The sequence below is a fragment of the Gordonia zhenghanii genome, assembly GCF_021738965.1.
Lineage (GTDB): Bacteria > Actinomycetota > Actinomycetes > Mycobacteriales > Mycobacteriaceae > Gordonia > Gordonia zhenghanii.
This window is the reverse complement of sequence record NZ_JAKKOQ010000006.1, coordinates 152087-176864: the sequence shown is the minus strand read 5'-3', so window position 1 is coordinate 176864 and position 24778 is coordinate 152087. Positions and strand designations below refer to the sequence as shown.

The window sequence follows — 24778 nt, the reverse complement described above, 5'->3', positions numbered from 1 at the left end:
GCCGTCGGCGCTCACTCGCCCTCTCCCGCGGCCTGCTCGAGGGCGGCCACCGATACCAGTTTGACCCGGCGCCTGCCCTCGACTTTGCCCGCAGCCTTCTCGACGCCGTCGATCGCCTTCCACCCGGCGAGATCCACGCGTTTGCCGCCGCGCGAGGCCACCAGCTCGTCGACGTCGTCGGCACTCCCCGTCGGCGACGGCAGCTCACCGTGCGCGAAGTCGGCGAGCACCGCTTTCGCGGCCTCCTCGCCGCAGTACCGGTTTCGACCGATGCCGCCGGTCGGGCCGCGCCTGATCCAGCCCGCAACATACAGTCCGGGGATTCGCTCGCCGTCCGGGCGGTCGAGCACTCGCGCGTCATCGCTGGGGACGACGGCCCGCTCGTCGTCGAACGGCAGACCGTCGACCGCCCGACCGCGGTACCCGACCGATCGGACGACGGCGCCGGCATCGAGCTCGCCGGTCTCCCCGGTCGGCTCGATGGACGATCCGTCGACGTATTTGTTGCGGACGTACTGGACCTTCGCGACGCCGTCGTTGTCGCCGACGATCGCGGTCGGCGACGTCAGGAACTCGAACACGATCCGCCGCGGAGCGTCGCCGACCGACTTCTCGGCGAACTCGCGCGCCAACCTGATCTTGGTGCCCATCACCGAGTCGATCGAATCGTCCGCTTCGGCGGCAGCCGCTTCGTCGGAGAGGAGCAGCTCGTCCGGCATCACGACGTCGACGCCCTCGAGTTCGCTCAGCGAGAGGAACTCGCTGTTGGTGAAGGCTCCGTGCTCGACGCCGCGGCGCGCCATGACGACCACCTCCCGGACTGCGGACTGGCGCAGCGCGTCGAGTGCGTGGTCGGCGATGTCGGTGCGTGCCAGCGACTCGGGGTCGGTGACCAGGATGCGCGCGACGTCGAGCGCGACGTTGCCGTTTCCGATGATGACGACGCGCTCCGCAGACAAGTCGAACGTGCGGTCTGCGTGGTCGGGATGGCCGTTGTACCACGCGACGAAGTCGGTGGCGGCGATCGAACCGGGGAGGTCCTCGCCGTCGATGCCGAGACGACGGTCGTGCGCGGCCCCGCCCGCGTACAGCACCGCGCCGAACCGTTCGCGCAGTTCGTCGACGGTGACGTGGACGCCGACCTCGACGTTCAGGTGATACGTGAAGTTGGCTTTCTTCTCCACCGCCGCGAACGTCGACTCGACGCCCTTGGTCTTCGCGTGATCGGGCGCGACACCAGCGCGCACCAGACCGTACGGGGTGGGCAACCGGTCGAACATGTGCACCTTGACCTGCCGCTTCTTGACCAGTTCCTCGGCCGCGTAGAACGCGGCAGGGCCTGCCCCGACGATCGCGACTTCCAGTTCCTCGCCGTCCGGCAGCTTCGGAGCCTTGGGGTGTTTCACCAGGCCGCCGTCGACGTCGTGGTCCTTGTAGTAGTCGGCGTTGATCTGCAGGTAGGGCTCATCGGATGCTTCGAGCTGGTCGTCGGGGACGATCGCGTCCACTGGGCACTCGTCGATGCACGCGCCGCAGTCGATGCAGGTCTCGGGATCGATGTAGAGCATCTCCGCAGTGAGGAATTCCGGTTCGTCCGGGGTCGGGTGAATACAGTTCACCGGACACACCGCGACGCATGATCCGTCGTTGCAGCAGGGGCGGGTGATGATGTGCGCCATCGAGTCTTTCCTCCAAGCCGAGAACCGGCGATCCACAGGGGGAACGTGTTCTAATTTTGCCTTCTAGGATAGCGTAATCCGTCACACTCACAGCACTCGGACCCGTGCACAGAACGGGACTCCGGGTTGCCGTGGAGCGTCGACGACGCTAGAACGCGCCCGTCAAGATCAACGCCATCAGTTTGATCGGAGCGTCGCACGCGTCCCCGTGGGCGCCGCCGGACGGCTCGACCCACCAGGTGTACACCCCGCCGCTCGGGGCCTTCGAGGTGACGCCACAGACGTTCGGACGTTTCGCATCGCGAGCGGTGAACGCCGCCTGACTCCGCACCGTGATGTTCTCGGTGGTGTATCCGAGACGCTTGGCGGTGTCCTTCTCATGGGTGTACGAGCCCCACTCGAACCAGTTGAACATCACCTCGACTGTGGTGGGAGCCATGACCGTCCATCGACAGTTGGCTCCGAAGAAACTGGGGTCGGCGATCTGTCCGCCTACCGCGTCGGCGATCTGCTTCGCGGGCAGGATCTCGCATTCGGCGAGGAGGTTCTCGAACTTGTCGGTGTCGACGCGACCGGTGTCGACTGCGGCCTCGCGTCCTTCGCGCACGGGTGTGCCGTCGACGTCGCACGCACCGACGGCGAGCACCGCGGCGGTCGCGAGCGCCGACGCCGCGACGGCTCTCCTCATCCGAATCCGAGCCATCACGACGCCCCCTTCACGACGGTCTCGGTGAGACGCTTGGTCGCCGTGCACGTCTCGTCGGTGGTCTTGGTCGTCGTGCCGTCCAACGATGCGGACTGCACCGAGATCTCGATGAAGTCGGCCTCCCAGGCGACGCCGATCTCGCAGATCGAACCGTGGTGCGCGATGAAGCCCGGTTGCCCGTCGATCTCGTAGTCCTGCGTCGAGTCGCGCGACAGTTGCTCTGTTCCGCGCTCGCGCCCGATCGGCGACCCTCGATACCAGTTGAACGAGACCGACGGCGCGCTGGCCGCACCGCGCCGCCACTCGCAGGCCGACGGGTTGTTCACGACTTCACTCAGCCCGCCGAGCCCGGTGATCCGTATGACGTCGTCCGCGGTGAGTCCACCGCACCGATCGAAATCCGGACCGGTGCCGGTCTTCGGCTCCGGTGTCGAATCCACTGCGTCCGAGGTCCCGTCCCCGCCGCCGCAGGCCGACAGCCCCAACGCGGCCAACGCGAGGACGACCATCGTCGCCCGGCGGAATCGATCGAGTTCGCGACGCTCGCGTTTCGTCGGCCGGCCGGCCCCTCGGTCTCGCCTCGGGATCGAAGCGACCACCTCGCGCGGCGGCGGAGGAGGACTGTGGTCGATGTAGTTCTGCACGGCGACCGGCGCCGAGACTCGCTTGTTGATCAGCCCCGTCACTTCGACGATGCGTTCGCGCGCGCCCTGACGGACCGTCACTCGATCGCCGATCGAGACGGTCGTCGACGCCTTCACCGGCGCTCCGTTGAGCCGGACGTGGCCGCCCCGGCAAGCGGCGCCAGCGGCCGAGCGGGTCTTCGTCAACCGGATCGCCCAGATCCAACTGTCGATGCGGGTCGCCATGGGCAGCCCCTCTCGCGGAACGCAGTGTTCGGTTCGCGTCCAGAGTATCTGTCCGTGACGACGGACACGGCACGCCCACGATCGTTCGACCGACGCAGGGTTCGGCGAACGACCGGGCCGCCAATGCGAAGAGCCCGGCCGAAACGGCGACCACCGTTCCGATCGGGCTCTTCCGGCAGGCCTCAGGCAGCAGCGAGCGCCTTGGACTTGAGCACCTCGTACTCCTCCTGCGAGACGACGCCAGCGTCGAGCAGCGATTTCGCAGTCGCGATCTGGTGCGCAGGCGACGCCTGACCCGCAGCATGCTGGATGTACTGCTCCTGCGACCGCGCAGCGGCGACGGCCGCCGAATGACTGCGTTCGGCCATGCCCTGACCGCGCGCGAGGATGTACACGAACGCTGTGAGGTACGGGAAGATCACCAACGCGATGATCCACAGGACCTTCCATCCGGCGCTCAACTTATGGTCTCGGAACAGATCGCTGAGGATCATGAACAACACGACCAGATAAGCGATGAAGGCGAAAATCACGAGGGTGTACCACAGCACACCCCAGAACGAACTCCAGTCCATTTAGCGCACCTTTCTTCAAATATCGGAAATGTCATCGTATCCCGCGGAACGACCGCTGTTCGTCGAACACGAACTCACGGATGACCTGCAACGACAGCCCGTGCGGATCCACTCATTCGAACGGCGGACAAAATACTCGCAACCGGACAATTCACTGCAGGCGAGACTAGACTTTCGGGGCATGAGAACCCTGCGCAGTGCCACCGTCGTCGCGGCCCTCGCCGCCATCCCACTCCTCGCCGCCTGCAGCGCTTCGATCGGCGGAACAACGCTCGACCACGACAAACTCAATGACGAGATCACGACGGAACTCAACGCGAATTACGCGAAGTTCCCCCGGACCGTTTCGTCCGTCGACTGCGACGATCCCGGGAAGGACCCGAAGGTCGGCACCAAGTTCCAGTGCGTCGCCGACGTCGACGGCACCGATGTCCGAGTGGACGTCACCACCACGACCGAAGACATGGACGTCAAGTACCAGACCGTCGACACTCTGTACGACATGGCCTACGCGTCGAAGACGCTCGCGCCGTCGGTCTCGCAACAACTCGGCTTCCAGGTGAACGTCGACTGCGGGAACGGTCTCAAAGCACTGACTCCGGGTTCGACCTTCGAGTGCACGGTGTCGAACGACGCTGGCGAATCGGACACGCTCACGTACTTCGTCGCCGAGGGCGGCGGCGAGGACCGCTGGGAGATCAATTGACCTCACAGCTGTGACATTGGCCTAAAGTCCCTGGTCGGGGTTCGACGCGACGCCGAGGTTACGATACCGTAATCGTCGTCGTTGACCCCGAATCTTCCCAGGAGATGCCCGATAATGGCAGCTGTCATCCTCTACGGCACCGAGACCGGCACCGGTGAACTCGCCGCCGACGCCATCGCCGACGTGCTGGCCGCCGATCACGATCCGTCGATCTTCGACATGGCCGAGTACGCCGCCGACGACCTGAACTCCGACGACTTCCTCGTCGTGGTCTGCTCGACGTACGGCGAAGGCGAACTCCCGTCGAGCGCGCTGCCCTTCGCAGACGAACTGGACGGAGAGAAACCGGACCTCAACGGTCTGCGCTTCTCGGTGTTCGGACTCGGCGACTCCGTCTACCCGGACACGTTCAATCGCGGCGGCGAGGTCATCGCAGAGAAACTGACGGCGTTGGGCGCCGTCGAGGTCGGCGAGCACTATCGTCACGACGCGTCGAGCGCGGAGAAACCCGCTAAGGCCGCCGAAGCCTGGGCCGAGCGTCTCAAGCCCGTCATCGACGAGGCCTGATCAGGCCCGTCGTCGAGGACTGACCTCTCTCGAGTTCACCGATCCGCGAGCGCCAGCACACGCTGGTCCCCGCGGATCGCTGCATGTCTGGCCAACTTGACCACGGCCACCACGGACAGCGCCAGGATGGCGGCCAGCAGAATCGTCGCAGACACCCCGACCGTCAGGGTTTCGCCGAGGAGTGCGACACCCAGGACCATCGCGACCGCAGGCTCCATGACGTTCATCGCCGGGAACGACGTCTGCAGATCGCCCGCACCGAACGCACGCTGCTGCGCGACGACGGCGAGCAGCGCCACCGGGACCAACAGATACACCTCGAAGTGGACGAAGACCGACAGCGGATCGTCGATCACCCGGAACGCCACGGCCTTGATCAGCAGCGACGACACCCCGAACAACGCACCGGACGCCAGGCCGTACAGCAGCGCCTTGTGGTGCCGGTTGCTGCACCGCTCGGCCACCACGACCAGTGCGATCAGGCCCGCCACCACGGCGCCGACTGTGCATCCCATGATCACTACGTCTGGTCGACGGTCCGTCGAGACGGGACGCGCGATCAGCAGGAACACGACGACGCACACCACGAGCACGCCGCCCCACGCCCATTCGGATCTGCGCGGGCTCCGGTGGTCGGCCCAGGCCTCCAACGGCAGCGCGAACAGTACCGCGAGCACGATGAGGGGTTGCACGAGAAGGATCGATCCCAGTCCGAGCGCTGCGGCCTGCAGGAAGAAGCCGGAGAACGCGATCGACGCGCCGAGCCACCACCCGCTGGTGATGGCGCCGCTCGCCGACGACGACCGTTGTCGCAGCACGGTGCCCGCAGCGATCAACAACGCTGCGGCGATCGCCAGCAGTGCGGGAACCCAGGTGTGCATCCCGCCCAGACTAGCGGTCGGCGCGGGCCCACCACGCAGTCGCGACCGCCCCGCATGGATATGTCACATATTCGGATGAACACGTCGGCGTTCACATCACCGAGCGCTCTGCGCCCGATTGCGCGCCTACCCGGAATTGTCGGACGTCCGATCTACCGTTGACTCATGTATCGCAGCGAATTGGAACGCCTGATGACCCTGTCATCGGCGGAGATCGACGCCGCCTGCCGCGGCGACCGCTTGCGCGGTCTCATGACACGGTGCCTCGACGAACACCTGGAGTTGGCAGAATTGGCCGATGAGGCGGCGGGCGCCTGCGACATCGACGCCCACGCCTACTACACGCAAGAATCAGCGGCGTGGCGCGCGACCGCGCATGTGCTGCGGACGATGGCGACCGCGTCGACCGCCGACCGTGCCCAGGGGGCGGCATGAGCCGAACGCTGATCCTGCTCCGACACGGAAAGAGCGATTACCCGCTCGGCGTCGCCGATCATGAGCGTCCCCTCAACGAACGCGGACGTCGTCAGGCCGCGCTCGCAGGCGACTGGATCCGGGACGACGGCTACCGCGTCGACGCCGTCCTGTGTTCGACGGCGACCCGTACCCGCTCGACGCTGGAACGGGCCGAGATCGACGCACCCACCGAGTACGTCGCCGACATCTACGGCGGCACCCCGGACGAACTTCTCGAGGTGCTGCGCATCCATGCCCCAGCCGAAGCCGAGACTGTCGTGATGGTCGGGCACTTCCCCGGCGTGCCCGAGACCGCGCTGACTCTGGACGCCGACGGGTCCATCGACCGCTTCCCGACGTCGGCATACGCCGTGGTCCAGGTGGGCGTCGAATGGGACCGGATCGGCCTCGACACCGACCCCGAGGCGAGACTCGTCGCGCTACGGATTCCCCGCTAGGCAAGCTGTCGCGTCACACGTCGAGCAGTTCCAGTCGGACCGCCAACAGCCGGACTGGCCGGTCGAGATCGAAGGCGTCGACGAGACCGTCGACGACCGGGCCGATCGCCGCGAACTCGGTGCTCGGCTCGGCCATCTTCCGCATCTTGGTACGCGTGTAGAAGGTCGACGTCCGAACCGTGAGTCCCACACGGAACGGGACACGGCCTTCGTTCATGACCTGCTCACGCACTTCGCGGGCCAGCTCAGTCGCCGCTGCGCGGACCTGTTCGCGATCGGTCAGGTCTTCGGGGTACGTCCGCGATCGTGAATGCGATCTCGCGATCCACGGTTCCACCGCGATCGCATCGTCCCCTCCCCCGCGGCACAGAACGTACAGCCAGTTGCCTTGGCTCGGACCGAACCACTCGACCAAGTCGTCCCGCGCGACGCCCTGGAGCCGGTCCACGGTGTCGATTCCGCGGTCGGCGAGTTTCGCGGCCGTCTTCGGGCCGACGCTCCACAGGTCACGACATGGTCGGGGACCCATCAGTTCGGCCCAGTTCACGTCGTCGAGCACGAATACCCGATCTTCCGCTGCAGCGTCGGGCGATCGCACCGCCGCCTTCGCGAATCCCGCCGCCGCTTTGGCACGCTGCTTGTTGTCGGAGACCCCGAGGCAGCACGGAAGACCGGTCGCGTCCGAGACCGCTCGGCGGATCCGATCGGCCAGTGCGACGATCTCCGTCCGTTCGTGGGGCCGCCCGCCGGCCGAGGCGTCGATACCCCCGCCGTCGATACCGAGGTAGGCCTCGTCGAACCCCCACACCTCGACCGGGTACCCCTGTTCGCGAAGCACGTCCATCACGCGAGTCGACACCTGCGTGTAGTAGTCCATGTCGAGTGGAAGGAACACTGCATCCGGGCACTTCTTCTTCGCAGCAGGCATCGGCAGCCCGGCTCGAACACCTGCGGCGCGCGCTTCGTACGACGCACAGGTCACGACCTGCCGACCGTGCGACGGATCGCCGTCACCGCCGACGATCACCGCGATATCGATCAGATCCGTTCGTCGCAGACGTTCGGCAGAGACCTGGAACTGGTCCAGGTCGATGTGCAGCAGCCATCGGAATCGCGCCGACGGCCGGTCTCGCTCCGTGCGCTCTGCCACGCGTTCCACTGTAGGAGGCCGTAGCCCGAGTCGGTGGCCGAACCGGACGCGCGGTGCGACGTCGACGGCGCGAGCATTCGTCCGAACGGTCTCGACCGACGAACGTGCGTCGATCGAACAACAAACGTGTAACGCGATTCGGCCGGGACGCCGACCGCCCCTACCGTCGAGTAATGGTTGTTGTGTCCCGCGCCGCCGTCGGAGTTTCGACAACAGATTCGAAGCGGCCGCGTCGTCGTCTCGCCTCGCGAGCCGTCCTCGTCGCCGCCGTGCTCTCGCTGCTCGCCGGAATGGCCCCCGGCCTGCCGGTCGCAAGTGCAGCGCCCCGCGTCGTCGGCATTCAACCCATCAGCCCACAGGTCGACCTCGTCTCGGTGTACTCGCCGTCCATGCACCGGGTGATCGGCAACCACGTCCTGCATCCCGGCGGCAAGCCTGCGGGGCTGCCGTCCTTCTACATGCTTCCGGGAGCAGGCGGCGCCGAGGACGGAATCTCCTGGTACAACAACGGCGGTGTCCGCGCCTACTTCGCGCGAAAGCGAGTGAACGTCGTCCTGCCGATCGGCGGCAAGTTCTCCATGTGGACCGACTGGAACTCCGCCGACCCGGCGCTCGGCGTGAACAAATGGGAAACGTACGTCAACCGGGAACTCCCGGCAGCGATCGACGCCGCCTACCGCACCAACGGAGTCAAAGCTCTCGCTGGCGTCTCCATGACGGCGGGCCCGGCCCTCGACATCGTGACGCACGCACCGTCGCGCTGGCGTGCGGTCGCCTCATACAGCGGCTGCCCGAGCACCAGCGACCCCCTCGGGCTCCTCGCGAACACCGCGGTCGTCTCCCGGGGCGGCGGGAACGTCGCCAACATGTGGGGTCCGCCCGGCAGCCCCCAATGGCGACACCACGATCCGATCGTCAACGCGGGCAAGCTCCGCGGCACCGCGATCTACCTCTCCGCGGGCTCCGGCGTCGCAGGCCCGGTCGACGGCAGCCTCCTGCGCAACGGCGGCGGGCTCGTCGGAGGCAATGTGATCGAACGAGTCGCACTGAGGTGCACGACGAACATGTCGAACCGGCTCAACAGCCTGCGGATCCCCCACCGGTTCGTCCACCGCAACGACGGCGTCCACACCTGGGGTCTCTTCAGCGCCGACCTCCACAACTCGTGGCCGATGATCGCCCGGTCCATCGGAGCCTGACTCAGTCGAAGGGTCGAGACCTCTGACGCCCCACCGCACCGGGTTTCGACACGGCTCGTCACCACGCTCCTCACCGGCTCAACCAGCTAGCGGCTCCGCTGCTACCGACTCACGGCCTCCGAGCGAGCGCCGAGTGCCTTCGTCGCAGCCGCGAACTTGCTGACCATGGACTTGCCCAACAGAGCCTTCACGACAACCGACAGCGCACCGTTGATCTCGAAGTGCGACTCGTACCTCGATCGCCCGGCGTCGACCTCGACGACCGTCTGTCGGCGCAGGCTGGTGACGAGTCCGAACGGTGCAGGCTTCATCCGGTAGGTGAACCATCGGTTCGCGACGTCGACCTCATCGATGAACTCCCGCTGGCGCATCGGTCCGCCGGGACCTAGATCCACCTTCATGTCGATCGGTGCGCCGGGAGTGAAGGCCGTCGAACACTCCAGTTGGAAAGGATTCCACTCGCGGTAAGCGTCGAAATCGGTCAGTACGCTCCAGACGACGTCGGCGGGCGCGGCGATCTCGATGCTGTTGTCATTTACAAAGCTCATACCGTCACTGTAGAACACGTTCTAGGGCCTCGACTCCGCTCGACCAACGTGGCAGGGGCCTCGACTCCGCTCGACCAACGTGGCAGGGGCCTCGACTCCGATCGACCAACGTGAGGGGGGCCTCGACCAGCGTGGGCCCGCTCGACCAGTGTGACGTGGCCGGGAGAACGAGAAGGCCCCCACCTCGCGGTGGGGGCCTCGTCGTTCAGCGGGTCAGCGGAAGTCGCCGCCGAAACCGTAGTCGTCCAGCGGGACGGCCGCACCACTCGGAGCACCGAACGGGCTGTCCGGGCTGTAGTAGGTGTCGTCGTACGTAGGCAGCGCGTACGCAGCGGCACGAGCTTCCTCGGTCGGCTGGACCTGGATGTTGCGGTAACGGTCGATGCCGGTACCGGCCGGGATCAACTTACCGATGATCACGTTCTCCTTGAGGCCGACGAGCTTGTCGCTGCGGCTGTTGATCGCCGCATCGGTCAGGACTCGCGTCGTCTCCTGGAACGATGCCGCCGACAGCCACGAGTCCGTCGCCAGCGACGCCTTCGTGATGCCCATGAGGACCGGACGGCCGGCAGCCGGCTCCCCGCCCTCGGCGACGACCGACCGGTTAGCGGCCTCGAACTCGGCGCGCTCGGTCAACGAACCCGGCAGGAACTCGGTCGCACCGGAGTCGATGATCGTGACGCGACGGAGCATCTGGCGGACGATCGTCTCCACGTGCTTGTCGTGGATCGACACACCCTGGCTGCGGTACACCTCCTGGACCTCGTTGACGAGGTGGATCTGCACCTGGCGCGGACCCATCACACGAAGCACCTCGTGCGGATCGGCAGCACCTTCCATGAGCTGCTGGCCGACCTCGACGTGGTCACCATCGGCCAAGAGACGCTCGGTGCCGTCCTCGTGCTTGAAGACACGCATGCGCTGACGCTTCGAGATCTTGTCGTACACGACCTCTTCGCTGCCGTCGTCGGGCACGATCGTGATCTTGTAGAAACGATCGTCGTCCTCGATGGAGACGCGGCCGGACACCTCGGCGATCGGAGCCTTGCCCTTGGGGACACGCGCCTCGAACAACTCGGTGACACGCGGCAGACCGCCCGTGATGTCGTCACCGACACCGCCCTGGTGGAACGTACGCATCGTCAGCTGCGTGCCGGGCTCACCGATCGACTGAGCCGCGATGATGCCGACGGCCTCACCGATGTCGACGAGCTTGCCGGTGGCCATCGAACGGCCGTAGCAGTAGGCGCAGACGCCGGTGCCGGTCGCACAGGTGAGGACCGAACGGACCTTCACCTCGGTGACGCCTGCAGCGAGGAGAGCCTCGATCGCCGGATCGCCGAGATCGTGGCCCTTCTCGATGACGACGTTGCCGTCAGCGTCCACCGCGTCCACCGCGAGCGTACGGGCGTACGCGGAGGTCTCGACGTGCGCGTCACGGATGAGCGTGCCGTCCGCCTGTCGCTCCGCGAGCGGCACGTTGATGCCGCGCTCGGTGCCACAGTCCTCTTCGCGGACGATGACGTCCTGCGAGACGTCGACCAGACGACGAGTCAGGTAACCCGAGTCCGCCGTACGCAGAGCCGTGTCGGCCAGACCCTTACGAGCACCGTGCGTGTTGATGAAGTACTCGGCGACGGTCAGACCCTCACGGAACGAGGACTTGATCGGGCGCGGGATGAACTCACCCTTCGGGTTCGTCACCAGGCCCTTCATGCCCGACAGGTTGCGGACCTGCGTCATGTTGCCGGTGGCGCCCGACTTCGGGATCATCGTGATCGGGTTGTCGTCCGGGTAGTAGTCCTCCAGAGCCTGGCCGACCTCTTCGGTGGCCTGCTTCCAGATCTCGACCAGAGCGTCGCGACGCTCCTCGGTGGTCAGACCACCGCGCTGGTACTTGCGCTCCAGCCCGTCGGCACGCTCCTCGTAACGCTCCAGGATCTCGGCCTTGGCAGGCGGAACCAGGACGTCCGACATCGAGACGGTGACGCCCGAACGGGTCGCCCAGTAGAAGCCGACGTCCTTCAACTTGTCGACGGTCTGCGCGACGACGATCATCGGGTAGCGCTCGGCGAGATCGTTGATGATCACGGCCTGACGCTTCTTCGGCATCTGCTCGTCGATGAACGGGTAATCGCGCGGCAGCAGCTCGTTGAAGAGCACACGGCCGAGCGTGGTCGTGGTCTCCCACGCCATGCCCCGGTGCCAGCCGTCCGAGAACAGCTGAGCCTCGACGTCCGCGGGCGGACGCTGGTCGGTCAGACGCACCTTGATCGACGCCTGCATGCTCAACGTGCCGAGATCGACGGCCATCTGAGCTTCCGCGGGGCTCGAGTACACACCGCGCTCGACGTCGTCACCGTTCGCCGGCTGGTACTCGCCCTTCGCACCCGGCTTCTGGGTGGTCAGGAAGTACAGACCGGTCACCATGTCCAGACGCGGCATGGCGAGCGGGCGACCCGACGCAGGCGACAGGATGTTGTTGCTCGACAGCATCAGGATGCGTGCTTCGGCCTGCGCCTCCGCCGACAGCGGAAGGTGCACGGCCATCTGGTCACCGTCGAAGTCGGCGTTGAACGCTTCACAGACGAGCGGGTGAAGCTGGATCGCCTTGCCCTCGACGAGCTGCGGCTCGAACGCCTGGATGCCCAGACGGTGCAGCGTCGGCGCACGGTTCAGCAGAACCGGGTGCTCCGCGATGACCTCTTCGAGGACGTCCCACACGGCGGGGCGCTGACGCTCCACCATGCGCTTGGCCGACTTGATGTTCTGCGCCTGGTTCAGGTCGACCAGACGCTTCATCACGAACGGCTTGAACAGCTCCAGAGCCATCAGCTTCGGCAGACCGCACTGGTGCAGCTTGAGCTGCGGACCGACGACGATGACGCTACGACCCGAGTAGTCGACACGCTTGCCGAGGAGGTTCTGACGGAAGCGACCCTGCTTGCCCTTGAGTAGATCAGAGAGCGACTTGAGCGGACGGTTGCCCGGTCCGGTGACCGGACGACCACGACGGCCGTTGTCGAACAGTGCGTCGACCGACTCCTGAAGCATGCGCTTCTCGTTGTTGACGATGATCTCGGGCGCGCCGAGGTCGATCAGTCGCTTGAGTCGGTTGTTGCGGTTGATGACGCGGCGGTACAGATCGTTCAGGTCGGACGTCGCGAAACGACCGCCGTCGAGCTGAACCATCGGACGAAGCTCCGGCGGGATCACCGGCACGGCCTCGAGGACCATGCCCTTCGGCTCATTGCCCGACCGTTGGAACGCGGCGACGACCTTCAGTCGCTTGAGCGCACGCAGCTTCTTCTGGCCCTTGCCGCTGCGGATGGTCTCGCGCAGGATCTCGGCCTCGGCGTCGATGTCGAAGGTCTCGAGGAGCTTCTTGATCGCCTCGGCGCCCATCGAGCCTGCGAAGTACTCGCCGAAGCGGTCCTCGAGCTCGCGGTACAGACGCTCGTCGATGATCAGCTCGCCCGGGGACAGCTTGGTGAACTTGTCCCAGATCTCGTCGAGTGCCTCGACTTCACGGTTGGCGTGGTCACGCATGCGCTTGAGCTCGCGCTCGCCGCCGTCGCGGACCTTGCGCTTGGCGTCGGCCTTCGCGCCCTCGGCCTCGAGTTCGGCGAGGTCGGCTTCGAGCTTGGTCTGACGCTCGGCCAGTGCGGCCTCGAGGTCGTCCATGATCGCCTTGCGCTCCACACCGATCTCGGCCTCACGGGTCGAGAGCTCGGCGTGACGCAGTTCGTCGTCGACCGACGTGATCACGTAGGCGGCGAAGTAGATGATCTTCTCGAGATCCTTCGGCGCCAGGTCGAGCAGGTAGCCGAGACGGCTCGGCACACCCTTGAAGTACCAGATGTGCGTGACCGGTGCGGCCAACTCGATGTGGCCCATGCGCTCACGGCGCACCTTGGCCTTGGTCACCTCGACGCCGCAGCGCTCACAGATGATGCCCTTGAAGCGGACGCGCTTGTACTTGCCGCAGTAGCACTCCCAGTCGCGGGTCGGACCGAAGATCTTCTCGCAGAAGAGTCCGTCCTTCTCCGGCTTCAGGGTGCGGTAGTTGATGGTCTCCGGCTTCTTGACCTCACCGTACGACCATTTGTGGATGTCGTCGGCGGTCGCGAGACCGATCTTCAGTTCGTCGAAAAAGTTTACGTCGAGCAATCTATTGCCCTTCCTCAGAAAGCTAATCAGCTCTAAAAGCGTCGAGGTCTAAGTCGTGTCAGTCGTCCGGGGGCGACCCCGTCCCGTGAATCAGTGGTCAGAGCCGTGATTCACGGGAACGGAGTTCCCCTGCGTGATCAGTTCGCGAGGTCGTCGACGGTCGCGTTCTCGTTGCGCGAGAGGTTGATGCCCAGGTTCGCGGCCGCACGCTCGAGGTCTTCGTCATCGCTGTCGGCCATCTCGATGGCTGCACCGTCGGACGACAGCACCTCCACGTTGAGGCAGAGCGACTGAAGTTCCTTGAGGAGCACCTTGAACGACTCGGGGATACCCGGCTCCGGGATGTTCTCGCCCTTGACGATCGCCTCGTAGACCTTCACTCGGCCGACGACGTCGTCCGACTTGATGGTCAGGAGCTCCTGCAGGGTGTATGCGGCGCCGTACGCCTGCATCGCCCAGCACTCCATCTCACCGAAACGCTGTCCACCGAACTGCGCTTTACCACCGAGCGGCTGCTGCGTGATCATCGAGTACGGACCGGTCGAACGCGCGTGGATCTTGTCGTCGACCAAGTGGTGCAGCTTGATGATGTACATGTAGCCGACCGCGACCGGGTACGGGAAGGGCTCGCCGGAACGGCCGTCGAACAGAGTCGCCTTTCCGTCCGCACCGACCATGACGTCGCCGTCACGGTTCGGCAGGGTCGAACCGAGCAGACCTGCCAACTCGTCGTCCTTCGCACCGTCGAACACCGGGGTCGCGGTGTTCGTGTCCGGCTCGGCCGAGCGCATGTCGGCGGGCAGGCGCTTGGCCCACTCCTCCTCGAGCTTCTCGGTGTCGATGTTCCAACCGGCCTTGGCGACCCACCCGAGGTGCGTCTCCAAGATCTGGCCGATGTTCATACGACGCGGAACACCGTGGGTGTTGAGGATGATGTCGACCGGCGTGCCGTCGGGCAGGAACGGCATGTCCTCCTGCGGGAGGATCCTGCCGATGACGCCCTTGTTGCCGTGTCGGCCTGCCAGCTTGTCGCCGTCCTGGATCTTGCGCTTCTGTGCGACGTAGACGCGCACCAACTCGTTGACACCGGGAGCGAGATCGTCATCGTCGTCACGGCTGAAGACGCGGACGCCGATGACCTTGCCGGTCTCGCCGTGCGGAACCTTCAACGACGTGTCGCGGACCTCGCGCGCCTTCTCACCGAAGATCGCGCGGAGCAGACGCTCCTCCGGGGTCAGCTCGGTCTCGCCCTTCGGCGTGACCTTGCCGACCAGCACGTCGCCGTCACGGACCTCGGCACCGATGCGCACGATGCCGCGCTCGTCGAGATCGGCGAGGACCTCGTCCGAGACGTTCGGAATGTCACGAGTGATCTCCTCGGCACCGAGCTTGGTGTCGCGGGCATCGATCTCGTGCTCCTCGATGTGGATCGACGTGAGCGTGTCCTCTTCGACGAGGCGCTGGCTCAGGATGATCGCGTCCTCGTAGTTGTGACCCTCCCACGGCATGATCGCCACGAGCAGGTTCTTGCCGAGCGCCATCTCGCCTTGATCGGTGCAGGGGCCGTCGGCCAGGACCTGGCCGGACTCGACGCGCTGTCCCTCGTCGACGATCGGAACCTGGTTTGCACAGGTGCCGTGGTTGCTTCGTTCGAACTTGCGCAGCCGGTAGCTGTCGCGAGTGCCGTCGTCGGCCATCACGGTGATGTAATCGGCCGAGACCTCTTCGACGACACCCGTCTTGCCGGTGATGATGACGTCGCCCGCATCGACGGCGGCACGCAGTTCCATGCCGGTGCCGACCAGCGGCGACTCGCTCTGGACGAGCGGCACGGCCTGACGCTGCATGTTCGCGCCCATCAGGGCACGGTTGGCATCGTCGTGCTCGAGGAACGGAATCATCGCGGTCGCGACCGACACCATCTGGCGCGGCGAGACGTCGAGGTACTGGACCCGCAGAGCAGGAACGAACTCGACCTCGGCGCCCTTGATGCGCACGAGCACGCGCTCATCGGTGATGACACCGTCGGCGTCGTAGTTCGTGTTCGCCTGGCCGATGAGGTAACGGTCCTCTTCGTCAGCGGTCATGTACTCGATCTGATCGGTGACCTTGCCGTCGACGACCTTGCGGTACGGCGTCTCGATGAAACCGAACGGGTTGACCCGTGCGTACACCGAAAGCGAACCGATCAGACCGATGTTCGGTCCTTCCGGGGTCTCGATCGGGCACATGCGGCCGTAGTGCGACGGGTGGACGTCGCGGACCTCGAGGCCTGCGCGCTCACGCGACAGACCGCCCGGGCCGAGCGCCGACAGGCGACGCTTGTGGGTCAGGCCCGACAGCGGGTTGTTCTGGTCCATGAACTGCGACAGCTGGCTGGTTCCGAAGAACTCCTTGATCGCGGCCACGACGGGACGGATGTTGATCAGCGTCTGCGGGGTGATCGCCTCGGCGTCCTGCGTGGTCATGCGCTCGCGGACGACGCGCTCCATACGGGACAGACCGACACGGATCTGGTTCTGGATCAGCTCGCCGACCGTGCGCAGACGACGGTTGCCGAAGTGGTCGATGTCGTCGACCTCGACCGGGACCTCGACGCCGCCGGGGACCGTCATGGTCGAGGTGATGTTCAGGTCGGCCTCGTGCAGACGCACGAGGTACTCCACCGTCGCGATGATGTCCTCGCGGGTCAGAACCGACTCGCCGAACATCGGAGCGTCGGTCATGCCGAGCTTCTTGTTGATCTTGTAGCGACCGACGCGAGCGAGGTCGTAGCGCTTGTCCTTGAAGAACAGGTTCTCCAGCAGGCTCTCCGCCGACTCCTTGGTCGGCGGCTCGCCCGGACGCAGCTTCCGGTACACCTCGAGGAGTGCCTCGTCCTGGTTGCCGGTCGAGTCCTTCTCCAGCGTCGACATGAGGATCTCGGAGAAGCCGAAGCGCTCGGCGATCTCCTCACGGGTCAGACCGAGGGCCTGCAGCAGCACGGTGACCGGCTGACGGCGTTTGCGGTCGATACGGACACCGACGGTGTCACGCTTGTCGACGTCGAATTCGAGCCATGCACCGCGGCCCGGGATCACCTTGACCGAGTGCAGAGTCTTCTCGGTGGCTTTGTCGATGGTGGCGTCGAAGTACACGCCGGGACTGCGGACGAGCTGGCTCACAACGACACGCTCGGTGCCGTTGATGATGAAGCTGCCTTTTTCGGTCATGATCGGGAAGTCGCCCATGAAGACGGTCTGCGACTTGATCTCGCCGGTGTTGTTATTGATGAACTCGGCGGTGACGAACAGCGGAGCCGCGTACGTCATGTCCTTGTCTTTGCACTCATCCATCGAGGCCTTGACCTCGTCGAAGTGAGGCTCGGAGAATGACAGAGACATCGACGACGAGAAGTCCTCGATGGGTGACAGTTCGCGGAGGACCTCCTCGAGTCCGCCGACCGGGTTCTCTTCACCGCGGGCGATCGCCTTGGCGCGCCATTCAGGCGTGCCGACGAGCCAATCGAACGAGTCGAGCTGGACGTCCAGGAGACCCGGTACCTCCAGTGGCTCGTCAATCTTTGCGAATGAAGCGCGGTGCGGCGCTCCCGGGATGATACCCGCAGTGGTTGAGGTGGACTGGCGGTCGAGAGCCAAGATGCGTCCTTCCAACACGAAGTTTCTCGGTGCATGGCATATAGCCGTTGGCCGTGGGGCCGCTGCGAGGCATATCGACCTGGTGAGCAGCGAATTCCCACGACGGGCACCGAGGTGACCGGAAGGGCATCAAACAGCGAACAGGAGGCAGCCAGCGCAACGTCCAACTGTATCAGAAGAGAGGCGAGTTTTGTCAACTCACAATAGAACCGAGATCGCTCGGCTGCCACCTGAGTCGATCGGTTGCTGACTAGAGTGGCCCCCGAGGCACCCGCTCGTCAAGGGAACGCGCGGATCCGCCGCAAAATTCGTGGCAGATACGGACGACCGGCCGATCTCCAGGCCGGCGAGCACGGGCTCGCCGGCCGAGATTCTCCGTACGGACTACTGACTAGGGATCGAGGAACTCGTCGACCAGCCAGTCGTCGCCGTTACGGACGAGCACGACGCCGGTCTTGGGCTTGTTCGACTCGACCAGCGCACCGTCACGCGTGATGTCGATCTGGAGCGCGGCGAGGACCGTCGCCCGATCGCGCGTGAGATCCATCAGACCCACGGTCTCGACGCGGCACACCGACGACGCCTTGGTCTGCTCGATGATCGAACGATTCGTCTTCAGATGCGTCTTGAACTGTTCGCCGGCCGACCCGCTCAGCTTGCTCTCCGCATCCGCGAGCCAGTGGTCGAGGTTCTGGTACTTGAACTGGAACGGTGCGCACGCTGCCGTACGGGCCTGCGCGAGAACCTTCTCAGACGCCTCTTGATCGACGAACGCCTTGTTGTCGGACACGTCGGCGCCCGGGTGGAACGCGAGGACGGCCGCAATGGCGCCGATGACTACTGCGATGGCTCCGAGGACAGCGGCCAGGCGGTACGTGCCCTTCGTGTCGTTGACCCCGGGTTCGACGTCGGTCGCAGCCCGCTCGCGTTCGGCGACCCCTCGTTCGGCCTCGACCCGGCTACGTTTGCGGTCCACGCCGGACTCGGGCTTACGCAGCCCGACAGTCCGCGTGGCCTGCGCATCGCCGGCGGGTTCGGCGACGGCGGGCTCGGCAGCGGACGACTTCTTGGTGAGCGCGACCGTCTCTGCCTGCTCACCGGCCGTCTTCCTCCGGTCCTGCGCCTCCTGGGACAGTTCGACACGTGCCGCCGTACGGCCTGCGACCTTACGGGGACGACGCTGGTTCGGACGTTCGGCCGCCATCAGTTGCCGCCTCCCTGCTGCTGTCCGCCCTGCTGGGGTGTCCCTGACTGGGGTGTCCCTGACTGGGGTGTCCCTGACTGGGGTGTCCCTGACTGGGGGGCGCTCTCGGGCGTCGCCGAGTCGTCGTAGTACGTGATGTCGGTGAGCGGAACGATCTTGTCGGCCTTCCACGCGCCGTCGTCTTTGACCATCGAGAGCAGCGTCGACTGCGGCTGCGGCTGGCCGGGCGCTTCGGAGGTCGCCGCCTGACTCAGGACGAACACCGTCGCGGTGTCCTCATCTGGGTTCAGTTCGGTCGCGGCACTGCGCACGATCGAGGCCTTGATGGTCAGGTTGTTCTTCTTCGCAGCTTCGATCTGCTTCACGACTCCGCCGCTCGTCTCCTCGATCGCCTGCTTGAGCGCGTCACCGGTCAGCGACGACTTCATCCGCTTCTGCCATTCGTCGACGCCCGTGTCGTCCACAGTGAGGATGTTCAGCATCGCCTGCTCAGCACCGTCGACCGCTTCGACCCGCGCCTGTTCGCGACCCGAGTCGACGGTGTACGCCCGGATGCCGGTGTACCCGAAGTATCCGACGCAGACGACTGCCGCGACGAGCGCGGCGACCGCGACTGCGAGGACCATTGACGCCACCGGGTGCCGGGGCGAGTCAGACTCGCCATCGGCGCCAGAAGACTCGTCGGAGGGCTCCCTAGCGGAGTCGTCTTCAGCCGAGTCGTCCCCAGCGGAGTCGTCCTCAGCGGAGTCGTCTTCAGCGGAATCGTCTCCGTCTGCCGAGTCGTCGCCTCCCTGCGTCTGCGCGTCGTCGTCGGCAGCAGATACGTCGCCCGTCTCAGCGCTCGTCTCCCCTGCGCCTGTCTCCTCGCTCACCGGCTCGTCGACCGAGTCCGGTTCGCTGATCTCATCAGAATTCATCGAGCGCCACTGTACCTATCGAATGTCACGGCAGACTGTGTGCCGGTTGGAGGGTTTTGCCCCGTTCTTACGTTCAACCGGCGACAGGATGTCCGCGAAACGACTCGAAGGTCACTTCGCGTGCACACCCATCAGTCGCGCCAACTGAGTGGCGATCGGATTGAGGTTGAGCTTGTCCGGGTCGGCCTTCGGCTTGTTGTCCCACGGCTGAACGTAGTCCGGATTCGCCAGCGCGGCGCGACCTGCGCTACGCACACCCGTCGGGTTGCCCACCGGGACGTCACAGCTTGCTTTCGTGTTGAACGGGAAGTCGTCGTAGTTGATGTCGAAGTCGGGGTCCCGCTTCTTCATCTCGGCGATCATCTTGTCGGTGCTCTCGTAGCCACGAGTACAGCTCGGCGGGTTGTCCGTCTCCAGCACGATGCCGAAGTGGATCTGGCCGTCGCCCGGTGTCGGCGAGTGGCTACCGGCCGAGAGTGCCGACAGCATCGCGAAGGTCGCGCCCGTCGCGAACGAGGTCGGCGAGATCGTGTCGACCGTCCGCCCGAGCTGGTGGATCAGCTTGGTGGTGTCGTCACCGTTCGTCTCCAAGAAGTTCGACAACGTCGTCGCAGCTCGCGGACCGTCGGACAGGATGCGCCGGATCGCCGGATCGGAGCCCTCGAGGGTCGCCGCGACACGGTCGAGATTCTTCGACCACGACAGGATCTCGTCCGACTGGTCGGCCTGAGTCGACAACACCACGTTCGAGTTGTTGATCAACGAGATGGTGTCGTCGAGATTGTCGACACCGGTCCGGGACAGCTTGTCCAGCGAGTCGATCAGCCGAGTCAGGTTCTCGCCCTGGCCATTGAACGCCTTACCGAGTTCGGTGACGACAGTGCGCAGATCGTCGGTCGGGACCGTCTCGGTCAGCGTGATCGCGTCACCGATGACGTCCTGCAGCTTCGGCGGGAGCGAGTAGTTCCTGATGACCGACCCGGCCTCCAGGTACGGGCCCTCGTCGTTCGGCGGACGGAGGTCGACGAACTGCTCACCGATCGCCGACCGGTTCGCCACGACGGCTTTCGCCGACGCCGGGATGTCTGGGCCGTCGGAATTCATGTCGAGGTGGATCACCATGCCGTCGGTGGTCAACTCCATGTCGCCCACCAGTCCGACCGGGACGCCTCGATAGGTGACCTCGGCGTTCGGGAACACACCGCCGGCGTTCTCGGCCTGGATCGTCACGTCGTACGTCCCGACGCCGACCATCTTGTCCAGCCGGGCGTACTTGGCGCCCACATACACGATCGCCACCGCTCCGACGACGACGAAGATGATCAACTGAATTTTGACCAATCGGCTCATCATCAGCCTTCACCCCGCATCATCGAGATCGGAGCGTCCAGGAAACTGCCACCAGATTCCGAGGACGTGACCGAATACTGGTTTCCCGTCTTTTTCTTCGACGGCTTCTTCGTCGTCGTCTGGGACTTCTCAGTCTTCTGGGACGAGTTCGTCGGCGCCTCCGCACCCGACACCGGATACCGGCCACCTGACGGCGGGGTGTTCGGTCCGGGACGGGAGTTCAACGGCGGCGGGAGCAGCGAGATCGTGGGCCAACCCCACCGCGGGCCGTTCCCGTTGATGTACGGGTTGTTCTGATTCACCTTCGGCGGTTTCACGCTCGGCGGGCTGTACTTCGGTGTGCCCTGGCCGACGCCGAGCGCTTCGAGCTGGTTCTGCAGCCGGAGGTCGAGAGTGATGAACAGGTTGGTCGAATCACCTTGGACGCCGGGCAGGAGGTCGTCCGGGAACGGGATCGTCGGCATCAGCGGCAACGCGGTCACCGCATCCTGCGCCGACTTCGACAGCTCGGAGAGGATCGGCCGGAGCGCCTTCAGATCGGTGATGATCGAATCGTGCGCCTTGCCGAGGACGTCGGTGCCGACCTGACCGAGGTCGTCGAGCTTGGTCAACAGGTCGACGAACTGCGGGCGCTGCTCTTCGAGGACTTCCACGCCGGCGGGCAGCTCGTCGAGGATCCGCTCGATCTGATCGGTCTGGTCGTTGGCCCGAGCCGACAACCGGTCGACACCGTCGATCGCGCGGATGATGTCGTCGCGTTGCGCGTTGAGCCCCGAGATCAGGGTCTCCGTCTGCCGCAGAAGCGACGCGAACCGGCCAGGGTCGCTGCCGATCGACTCGTTGATCGAGGTGATGATCGGCTCCAGCTGGTTGATGCCGCCACCATTGAGCAGCATCGACAAGGCTCCGAGCAACTGCTCGATGTCCGTCGTGGTCGATGTGCGCGCCGTCTTGATAACCCGAGACGACGGCTGACGAGGCGTCGACGCCGACACGCCTTGCGGCTCGTTGAGAGCAACGAACTTCTCGCCGAGCAGGTTGGTCTGCTGGACTGCCGCGGTCGCCTTGTCCGACAGGTCCACGTTGTTCCGGACGCTGACGGTGACGAGGGCGTTCCACGAGTCCTCGGGCACCTCGACCTTGGTCACCCGCCCGACCGGGACGCCGTCCATCTTGACCATCGACTGCGGGACCAGGTCGAGGATGTCTGCGAACTCGATCTTGTACTCGCGCGGATCGTCGCCCACATCGACGCCGCCGGGAAGCGGAATCGACTGGAAACCGCCACACGCGGACGACATTGCGACGACGACTGCCATGACCGCGCCGACCGCGGATGCGCGGGCGCGCCTGTTGAGCGTCACCTTCATCACTTGCCTCCGGGGAGTCGCGGGTCCGGGTTACCGGAGTTGGTACCCGGTGCCGGAGCCTTCTGCAGCTTCTTCGCACTGAGGATGCCGAACGGGAGGATCGGCAGCATCGGCTCGAGGACGCCGTCGGTGACCTGCTTGCCGACCTTCTCGCAGCCGTCGATGAGGGGTGCCATCTTCTTACTGAAGTCGATGGCGAGCGGGTTGCCCGGCATCAGGTTCTTCAAATCCAGGAAGCGACATCCCGCACTCAGCGGATCTTGTAGATCCGGCAGGTTCAGACGCATCGCGAGGGTTCCCGACTCGGCGTCATACGCGTTGATCAGGTTCGAGATCGTCACCGGCAGGACCGTGAAGATCTCGAGCAGGTGCTCTTTGTTGTCGAGGAGCGCCTGACCCGTCGGGTGCAGGTCGCGGATCGCGTTGCCGATGCGGTCGTTGTTGTCGGCTACGAAAGTCGCGACGTCGCCGAGCGCGTACGACAACGAGTCCAGAGCCTTGCCGAGCTGGTCTCGTTCGCCTGCCAGGAACGTGTTGAACGACGCCATCTGGGAGTTGAACTGCCGCACCTGGGAGTCGTTCTCGCGGAGCGCTCCGACGAAGACGTTCAAGTTCTTGATGGTCGACGCGAGGTCGCCTCGACCGTCGGACAGCGTCGTCGCCGCCTTCGACAAGTTGGTCAGCGCCTTGCCGAGCTTTGCTCCGTTGCCGTCGAGGTTGTCTGCAGCCGTCTCGACGAAGTCGGTGACCGCACCGCGCTTATTGGCGCCTTCGGGGCCGAGCGACTTCGACAGCTTCTGCAGGTTGGCGTAGATCGCATCGATCTCGACCGGGACGCGCGTGTCATCAGTGGTCAACGTGACGTCGTCGGACGCCTCTTCCCCGCCGCTGTAGGCCGGAGCCAACTGAAGATAACGGTCGGCGACGATCGACGGAATGATCTGCACGGCCTGAACGCCTGCGGGCAGCTTGACCCCGCGGTCGACGCGCATGTCGACGTCCACGACGTCGCCACGCGGCGTCACTGACGTCACCTTGCCGACGTCCACGCCGAGGACGCGGACATCGCTGCCCTTGTAGATGCCGACGGCACTCGTGAACGTCGCGTGCACTTTGGTCGTCCCGACCAGGGTCGACGCCCACCATCCGGCGCCGGCGACGATCAGGACGAGAACCATGGCAAGTGCACCGAACACGATGTTGCGGCGCGTGAACACTCCGGACTCCTGCTCAGCGGTGGTCATCAACCGGCCTCCGTTCCACCGTTAGTCAGGTTCTCGCGCATGTTCGGCGGCCGTGTCGTGTTCTGTTGCGGCAATGCGGGCGGCAGCAGGTTGGTCACGGTCGACTCGAACCAGCGTCCGTTGCCGAGCACGTTCGCGTACAGGCGATAGAACGGCGCCATGTTCGTGATCGTGTCGCGCAGATTCTTGTTCTGGTCGGTGAGCAGGTCCGTCACGCCCTTGAGTGAGTCGAGCGCCGGAGCGAGCTGCTCCTCGTTGTCGCGAACGATGCCGGTCAGCGCCTTGCTCAACGTCTGGGTGCTGGCCAGCAGAGCCGAGATGTCTTCCTGACGCTTGTTCAGTTCCTTGAGCAGCGTGCCCGCACCAGCGATCAACCGGGTGAACTCCTCATTGCGGTCGGCGAGGATCTTCGACGAGTCCTTCGTCGCCTGCAACAGGTGCTGCACTTCCTGGTCGCGGCTGGCGATCGTGTTCGAGAGCCGCGCGATGCCGTCCAACGACGGCCCGATGTCGCCGGCGGTGCCGGAGAAGGCGTTCGACATGGTGCGCAACGACTTCGCGACGTTGTCGGTGTCGATGCTCTCGATCTGGTCGGCCGCGTCGCCGAAGGCCTCGATGACGTCGTACGGCGAAACCGTGTCGGTGAACGGGACATCCGGGTCGGCGAGTTCGCTGCCGCGTGGATTCAGCGCCAGGTACTTCTGGCCGAGGACCGTCTTGATCTGAATCGACGCCTGTGTCTGGTCGCCGATCCAGGTGTTGTCGGCACGGAAGTCGACGTCGACCTTGTCTCCGTCGAGCGACACCTTGGTCACCTGACCGACCTTGACGCCCGCGACACGGACCTCGTTGCCGGACTTGAGACCCGCTGCCTCGGAGAAGACCGCGGTGTAATGCGGTCCGGAGCCGATCAGCGGAAGGTCTTTCAGGTAGAACGACGACACCGTCACCATGATCAGAATGATCAGTCCGATGCCACCGATGCTCGTCGCACTGCGACGACCGGCGAATCGCCTGCTCTTCTTCGGTTCCGCCTTCTGCTCGGCGTCTTCCGGCCGCTGGGCGTCTGGGGAGTTCGGTTCTCGCGTCAT

General features: G+C 65.2%; 20 protein-coding genes. 5 read left to right on the top strand and 15 right to left on the bottom strand.

Going from position 1 to position 24778, the window contains the following annotated elements:
- Positions 1 to 11: 11 nt before the first annotated feature.
- From L5G32_RS07630 to L5G32_RS07615, 4 genes are all read right to left on the bottom strand, one after another.
- A complete protein-coding gene (locus L5G32_RS07630; protein ID WP_237010429.1) occupies positions 12 to 1679 on the bottom strand; it encodes an FAD-dependent oxidoreductase in 1668 nt (555 codons plus the stop codon).
- 148 nt (positions 1680 to 1827) lie between these two features.
- Positions 1828 to 2367, bottom strand: a complete 540-nt coding sequence (locus L5G32_RS07625; protein ID WP_237010428.1) for a DUF3558 domain-containing protein — start codon at positions 2365 to 2367, stop codon at positions 1828 to 1830.
- A gap of 14 nt (positions 2368 to 2381) precedes the next feature.
- On the bottom strand, positions 2382 to 3254 hold the full coding sequence (locus L5G32_RS07620; RefSeq protein WP_237010427.1) for a DUF3558 family protein: 873 nt from the start codon (positions 3252 to 3254) through the stop codon (positions 2382 to 2384).
- Positions 3255 to 3436: 182 nt separating this feature from the next.
- Positions 3437 to 3829, bottom strand: a complete 393-nt coding sequence (locus tag L5G32_RS07615) for an SHOCT domain-containing protein (RefSeq protein WP_237010426.1) — start codon at positions 3827 to 3829, stop codon at positions 3437 to 3439.
- Between the two features lie 181 nt (positions 3830 to 4010).
- Between L5G32_RS07615 and L5G32_RS07610 the strand changes: the two genes are divergently transcribed.
- Together L5G32_RS07610 and L5G32_RS07605 are read left to right on the top strand one after the other, a co-directional pair.
- Positions 4011 to 4535, top strand: a complete 525-nt coding sequence (locus L5G32_RS07610) for a DUF4333 domain-containing protein (RefSeq protein WP_237010425.1) — start codon at positions 4011 to 4013, stop codon at positions 4533 to 4535.
- Between the two features lie 114 nt (positions 4536 to 4649).
- Positions 4650 to 5102 carry a flavodoxin domain-containing protein gene (locus L5G32_RS07605; RefSeq protein ID WP_237010424.1) on the top strand — a complete coding sequence of 151 codons (453 nt, stop codon included), beginning with the start codon at positions 4650 to 4652 and terminating at the stop codon, positions 5100 to 5102.
- A 35-nt stretch (positions 5103 to 5137) separates the two neighbouring features.
- On the opposite strand, the gene L5G32_RS07600 is transcribed toward L5G32_RS07605, so the two are convergent.
- Positions 5138 to 5983: a DMT family transporter gene (locus L5G32_RS07600; protein ID WP_237010423.1), complete on the bottom strand. Its 846-nt coding sequence runs from the start codon at positions 5981 to 5983 to the stop codon at positions 5138 to 5140.
- Positions 5984 to 6148: 165 nt separating this feature from the next.
- Between L5G32_RS07600 and L5G32_RS07595 the strand changes: the two genes are divergently transcribed.
- Together L5G32_RS07595 and L5G32_RS07590 are read left to right on the top strand one after the other, a co-directional pair.
- Positions 6149 to 6418, top strand: coding sequence for a hypothetical protein (locus L5G32_RS07595; RefSeq protein ID WP_237010422.1), 270 nt, complete (start codon positions 6149 to 6151; stop codon positions 6416 to 6418).
- Positions 6415 to 6897 (top strand): SixA phosphatase family protein, encoded by a 483-nt coding sequence (locus tag L5G32_RS07590; RefSeq protein WP_237010421.1) that lies wholly within the window; start codon positions 6415 to 6417, stop codon positions 6895 to 6897. Before L5G32_RS07595 ends, L5G32_RS07590 begins: the two co-directional genes overlap by 4 nt.
- Before the next feature lie 13 nt (positions 6898 to 6910).
- Here the strand turns inward: L5G32_RS07590 and L5G32_RS07585 are convergent, their stop codons facing one another.
- Positions 6911 to 8047 carry a DNA polymerase IV gene (locus tag L5G32_RS07585; RefSeq protein ID WP_237010420.1) on the bottom strand — a complete coding sequence of 379 codons (1137 nt, stop codon included), beginning with the start codon at positions 8045 to 8047 and terminating at the stop codon, positions 6911 to 6913.
- 173 nt (positions 8048 to 8220) lie between these two features.
- On the opposite strand from L5G32_RS07585, the gene L5G32_RS07580 reads away from it, so the two are divergent.
- Positions 8221 to 9246 (top strand): alpha/beta hydrolase, encoded by a 1026-nt coding sequence (locus L5G32_RS07580; RefSeq protein ID WP_237010419.1) that lies wholly within the window; start codon positions 8221 to 8223, stop codon positions 9244 to 9246.
- Positions 9247 to 9347: 101 nt separating this feature from the next.
- Here L5G32_RS07580 and L5G32_RS07575 read toward each other — a convergent pair whose 3' ends face one another.
- The 9 genes from L5G32_RS07575 to L5G32_RS07535 form a co-directional block, all read right to left on the bottom strand.
- Positions 9348 to 9794, bottom strand: coding sequence for an SRPBCC domain-containing protein (locus tag L5G32_RS07575; protein ID WP_237010418.1), 447 nt, complete (start codon positions 9792 to 9794; stop codon positions 9348 to 9350).
- Positions 9795 to 10007: 213 nt separating this feature from the next.
- Positions 10008 to 13964: a DNA-directed RNA polymerase subunit beta' gene (locus L5G32_RS07570; protein ID WP_237010417.1), complete on the bottom strand. Its 3957-nt coding sequence runs from the start codon at positions 13962 to 13964 to the stop codon at positions 10008 to 10010.
- Between the two features lie 137 nt (positions 13965 to 14101).
- Positions 14102 to 17602, bottom strand: a complete 3501-nt coding sequence (gene rpoB / locus L5G32_RS07565) for a DNA-directed RNA polymerase subunit beta (protein WP_237010416.1) — start codon at positions 17600 to 17602, stop codon at positions 14102 to 14104.
- A gap of 391 nt (positions 17603 to 17993) precedes the next feature.
- Positions 17994 to 18806: a hypothetical protein gene (locus tag L5G32_RS07560; protein ID WP_237010415.1), complete on the bottom strand. Its 813-nt coding sequence runs from the start codon at positions 18804 to 18806 to the stop codon at positions 17994 to 17996.
- Positions 18806 to 19723 carry a hypothetical protein gene (locus tag L5G32_RS07555; RefSeq protein ID WP_237010414.1) on the bottom strand — a complete coding sequence of 306 codons (918 nt, stop codon included), beginning with the start codon at positions 19721 to 19723 and terminating at the stop codon, positions 18806 to 18808. Before L5G32_RS07555 ends, L5G32_RS07560 begins: the two co-directional genes overlap by 1 nt.
- 111 nt (positions 19724 to 19834) lie before the next feature.
- Positions 19835 to 21076: an MCE family protein gene (locus L5G32_RS07550; RefSeq protein ID WP_237010413.1), complete on the bottom strand. Its 1242-nt coding sequence runs from the start codon at positions 21074 to 21076 to the stop codon at positions 19835 to 19837.
- Positions 21076 to 22443: an MCE family protein gene (locus L5G32_RS07545; RefSeq protein WP_237010412.1), complete on the bottom strand. Its 1368-nt coding sequence runs from the start codon at positions 22441 to 22443 to the stop codon at positions 21076 to 21078. The genes L5G32_RS07550 and L5G32_RS07545 overlap by 1 nt, the downstream gene beginning before the upstream one ends.
- The gene (locus L5G32_RS07540; RefSeq protein ID WP_237010411.1) at positions 22443 to 23687 is read right to left on the bottom strand and encodes an MCE family protein; all 1245 of its coding nucleotides are present in this window, start codon (positions 23685 to 23687) and stop codon (positions 22443 to 22445) included. Before L5G32_RS07540 ends, L5G32_RS07545 begins: the two co-directional genes overlap by 1 nt.
- Positions 23687 to 24778 (bottom strand): MCE family protein, encoded by a 1092-nt coding sequence (locus tag L5G32_RS07535; protein ID WP_237010410.1) that lies wholly within the window; start codon positions 24776 to 24778, stop codon positions 23687 to 23689. The genes L5G32_RS07540 and L5G32_RS07535 overlap by 1 nt, the downstream gene beginning before the upstream one ends.

Excerpts from the sequence above, each read along its gene's own strand:
- L5G32_RS07580 (WP_237010419.1), top strand. The coding sequence starts at position 8,221 with ATGGTTGTTGTGTCCCGCGCCGCCGTCGGAGTTTCGACAACAGATTCG.
- L5G32_RS07590 (WP_237010421.1), top strand. The coding sequence starts at position 6,415 with ATGAGCCGAACGCTGATCCTGCTCCGACACGGAAAGAGCGATTACCCG.
- L5G32_RS07560 (WP_237010415.1), bottom strand. The coding sequence starts at position 18,806 with ATGGCGGCCGAACGTCCGAACCAGCGTCGTCCCCGTAAGGTCGCAGGC.
- L5G32_RS07545 (WP_237010412.1), bottom strand. The coding sequence starts at position 22,443 with ATGAAGGTGACGCTCAACAGGCGCGCCCGCGCATCCGCGGTCGGCGCG.
- L5G32_RS07625 (WP_237010428.1), bottom strand. The coding sequence starts at position 2,367 with ATGAGGAGAGCCGTCGCGGCGTCGGCGCTCGCGACCGCCGCGGTGCTC.
- L5G32_RS07605 (WP_237010424.1), top strand. The coding sequence starts at position 4,650 with ATGGCAGCTGTCATCCTCTACGGCACCGAGACCGGCACCGGTGAACTC.
- L5G32_RS07610 (WP_237010425.1), top strand. The coding sequence starts at position 4,011 with ATGAGAACCCTGCGCAGTGCCACCGTCGTCGCGGCCCTCGCCGCCATC.
- L5G32_RS07595 (WP_237010422.1), top strand. The coding sequence starts at position 6,149 with ATGTATCGCAGCGAATTGGAACGCCTGATGACCCTGTCATCGGCGGAG.
- L5G32_RS07600 (WP_237010423.1), bottom strand. The coding sequence starts at position 5,983 with ATGCACACCTGGGTTCCCGCACTGCTGGCGATCGCCGCAGCGTTGTTG.
- L5G32_RS07540 (WP_237010411.1), bottom strand. The coding sequence starts at position 23,687 with ATGACCACCGCTGAGCAGGAGTCCGGAGTGTTCACGCGCCGCAACATC.
- L5G32_RS07620 (WP_237010427.1), bottom strand. The coding sequence starts at position 3,254 with ATGGCGACCCGCATCGACAGTTGGATCTGGGCGATCCGGTTGACGAAG.
- L5G32_RS07550 (WP_237010413.1), bottom strand. The coding sequence starts at position 21,076 with ATGATGAGCCGATTGGTCAAAATTCAGTTGATCATCTTCGTCGTCGTC.
- L5G32_RS07630 (WP_237010429.1), bottom strand. The coding sequence starts at position 1,679 with ATGGCGCACATCATCACCCGCCCCTGCTGCAACGACGGATCATGCGTC.
- L5G32_RS07555 (WP_237010414.1), bottom strand. The coding sequence starts at position 19,723 with ATGAATTCTGATGAGATCAGCGAACCGGACTCGGTCGACGAGCCGGTG.
- L5G32_RS07575 (WP_237010418.1), bottom strand. The coding sequence starts at position 9,794 with ATGAGCTTTGTAAATGACAACAGCATCGAGATCGCCGCGCCCGCCGAC.
- L5G32_RS07615 (WP_237010426.1), bottom strand. The coding sequence starts at position 3,829 with ATGGACTGGAGTTCGTTCTGGGGTGTGCTGTGGTACACCCTCGTGATT.
- L5G32_RS07535 (WP_237010410.1), bottom strand. The coding sequence starts at position 24,778 with ATGACGCGAGAACCGAACTCCCCAGACGCCCAGCGGCCGGAAGACGCC.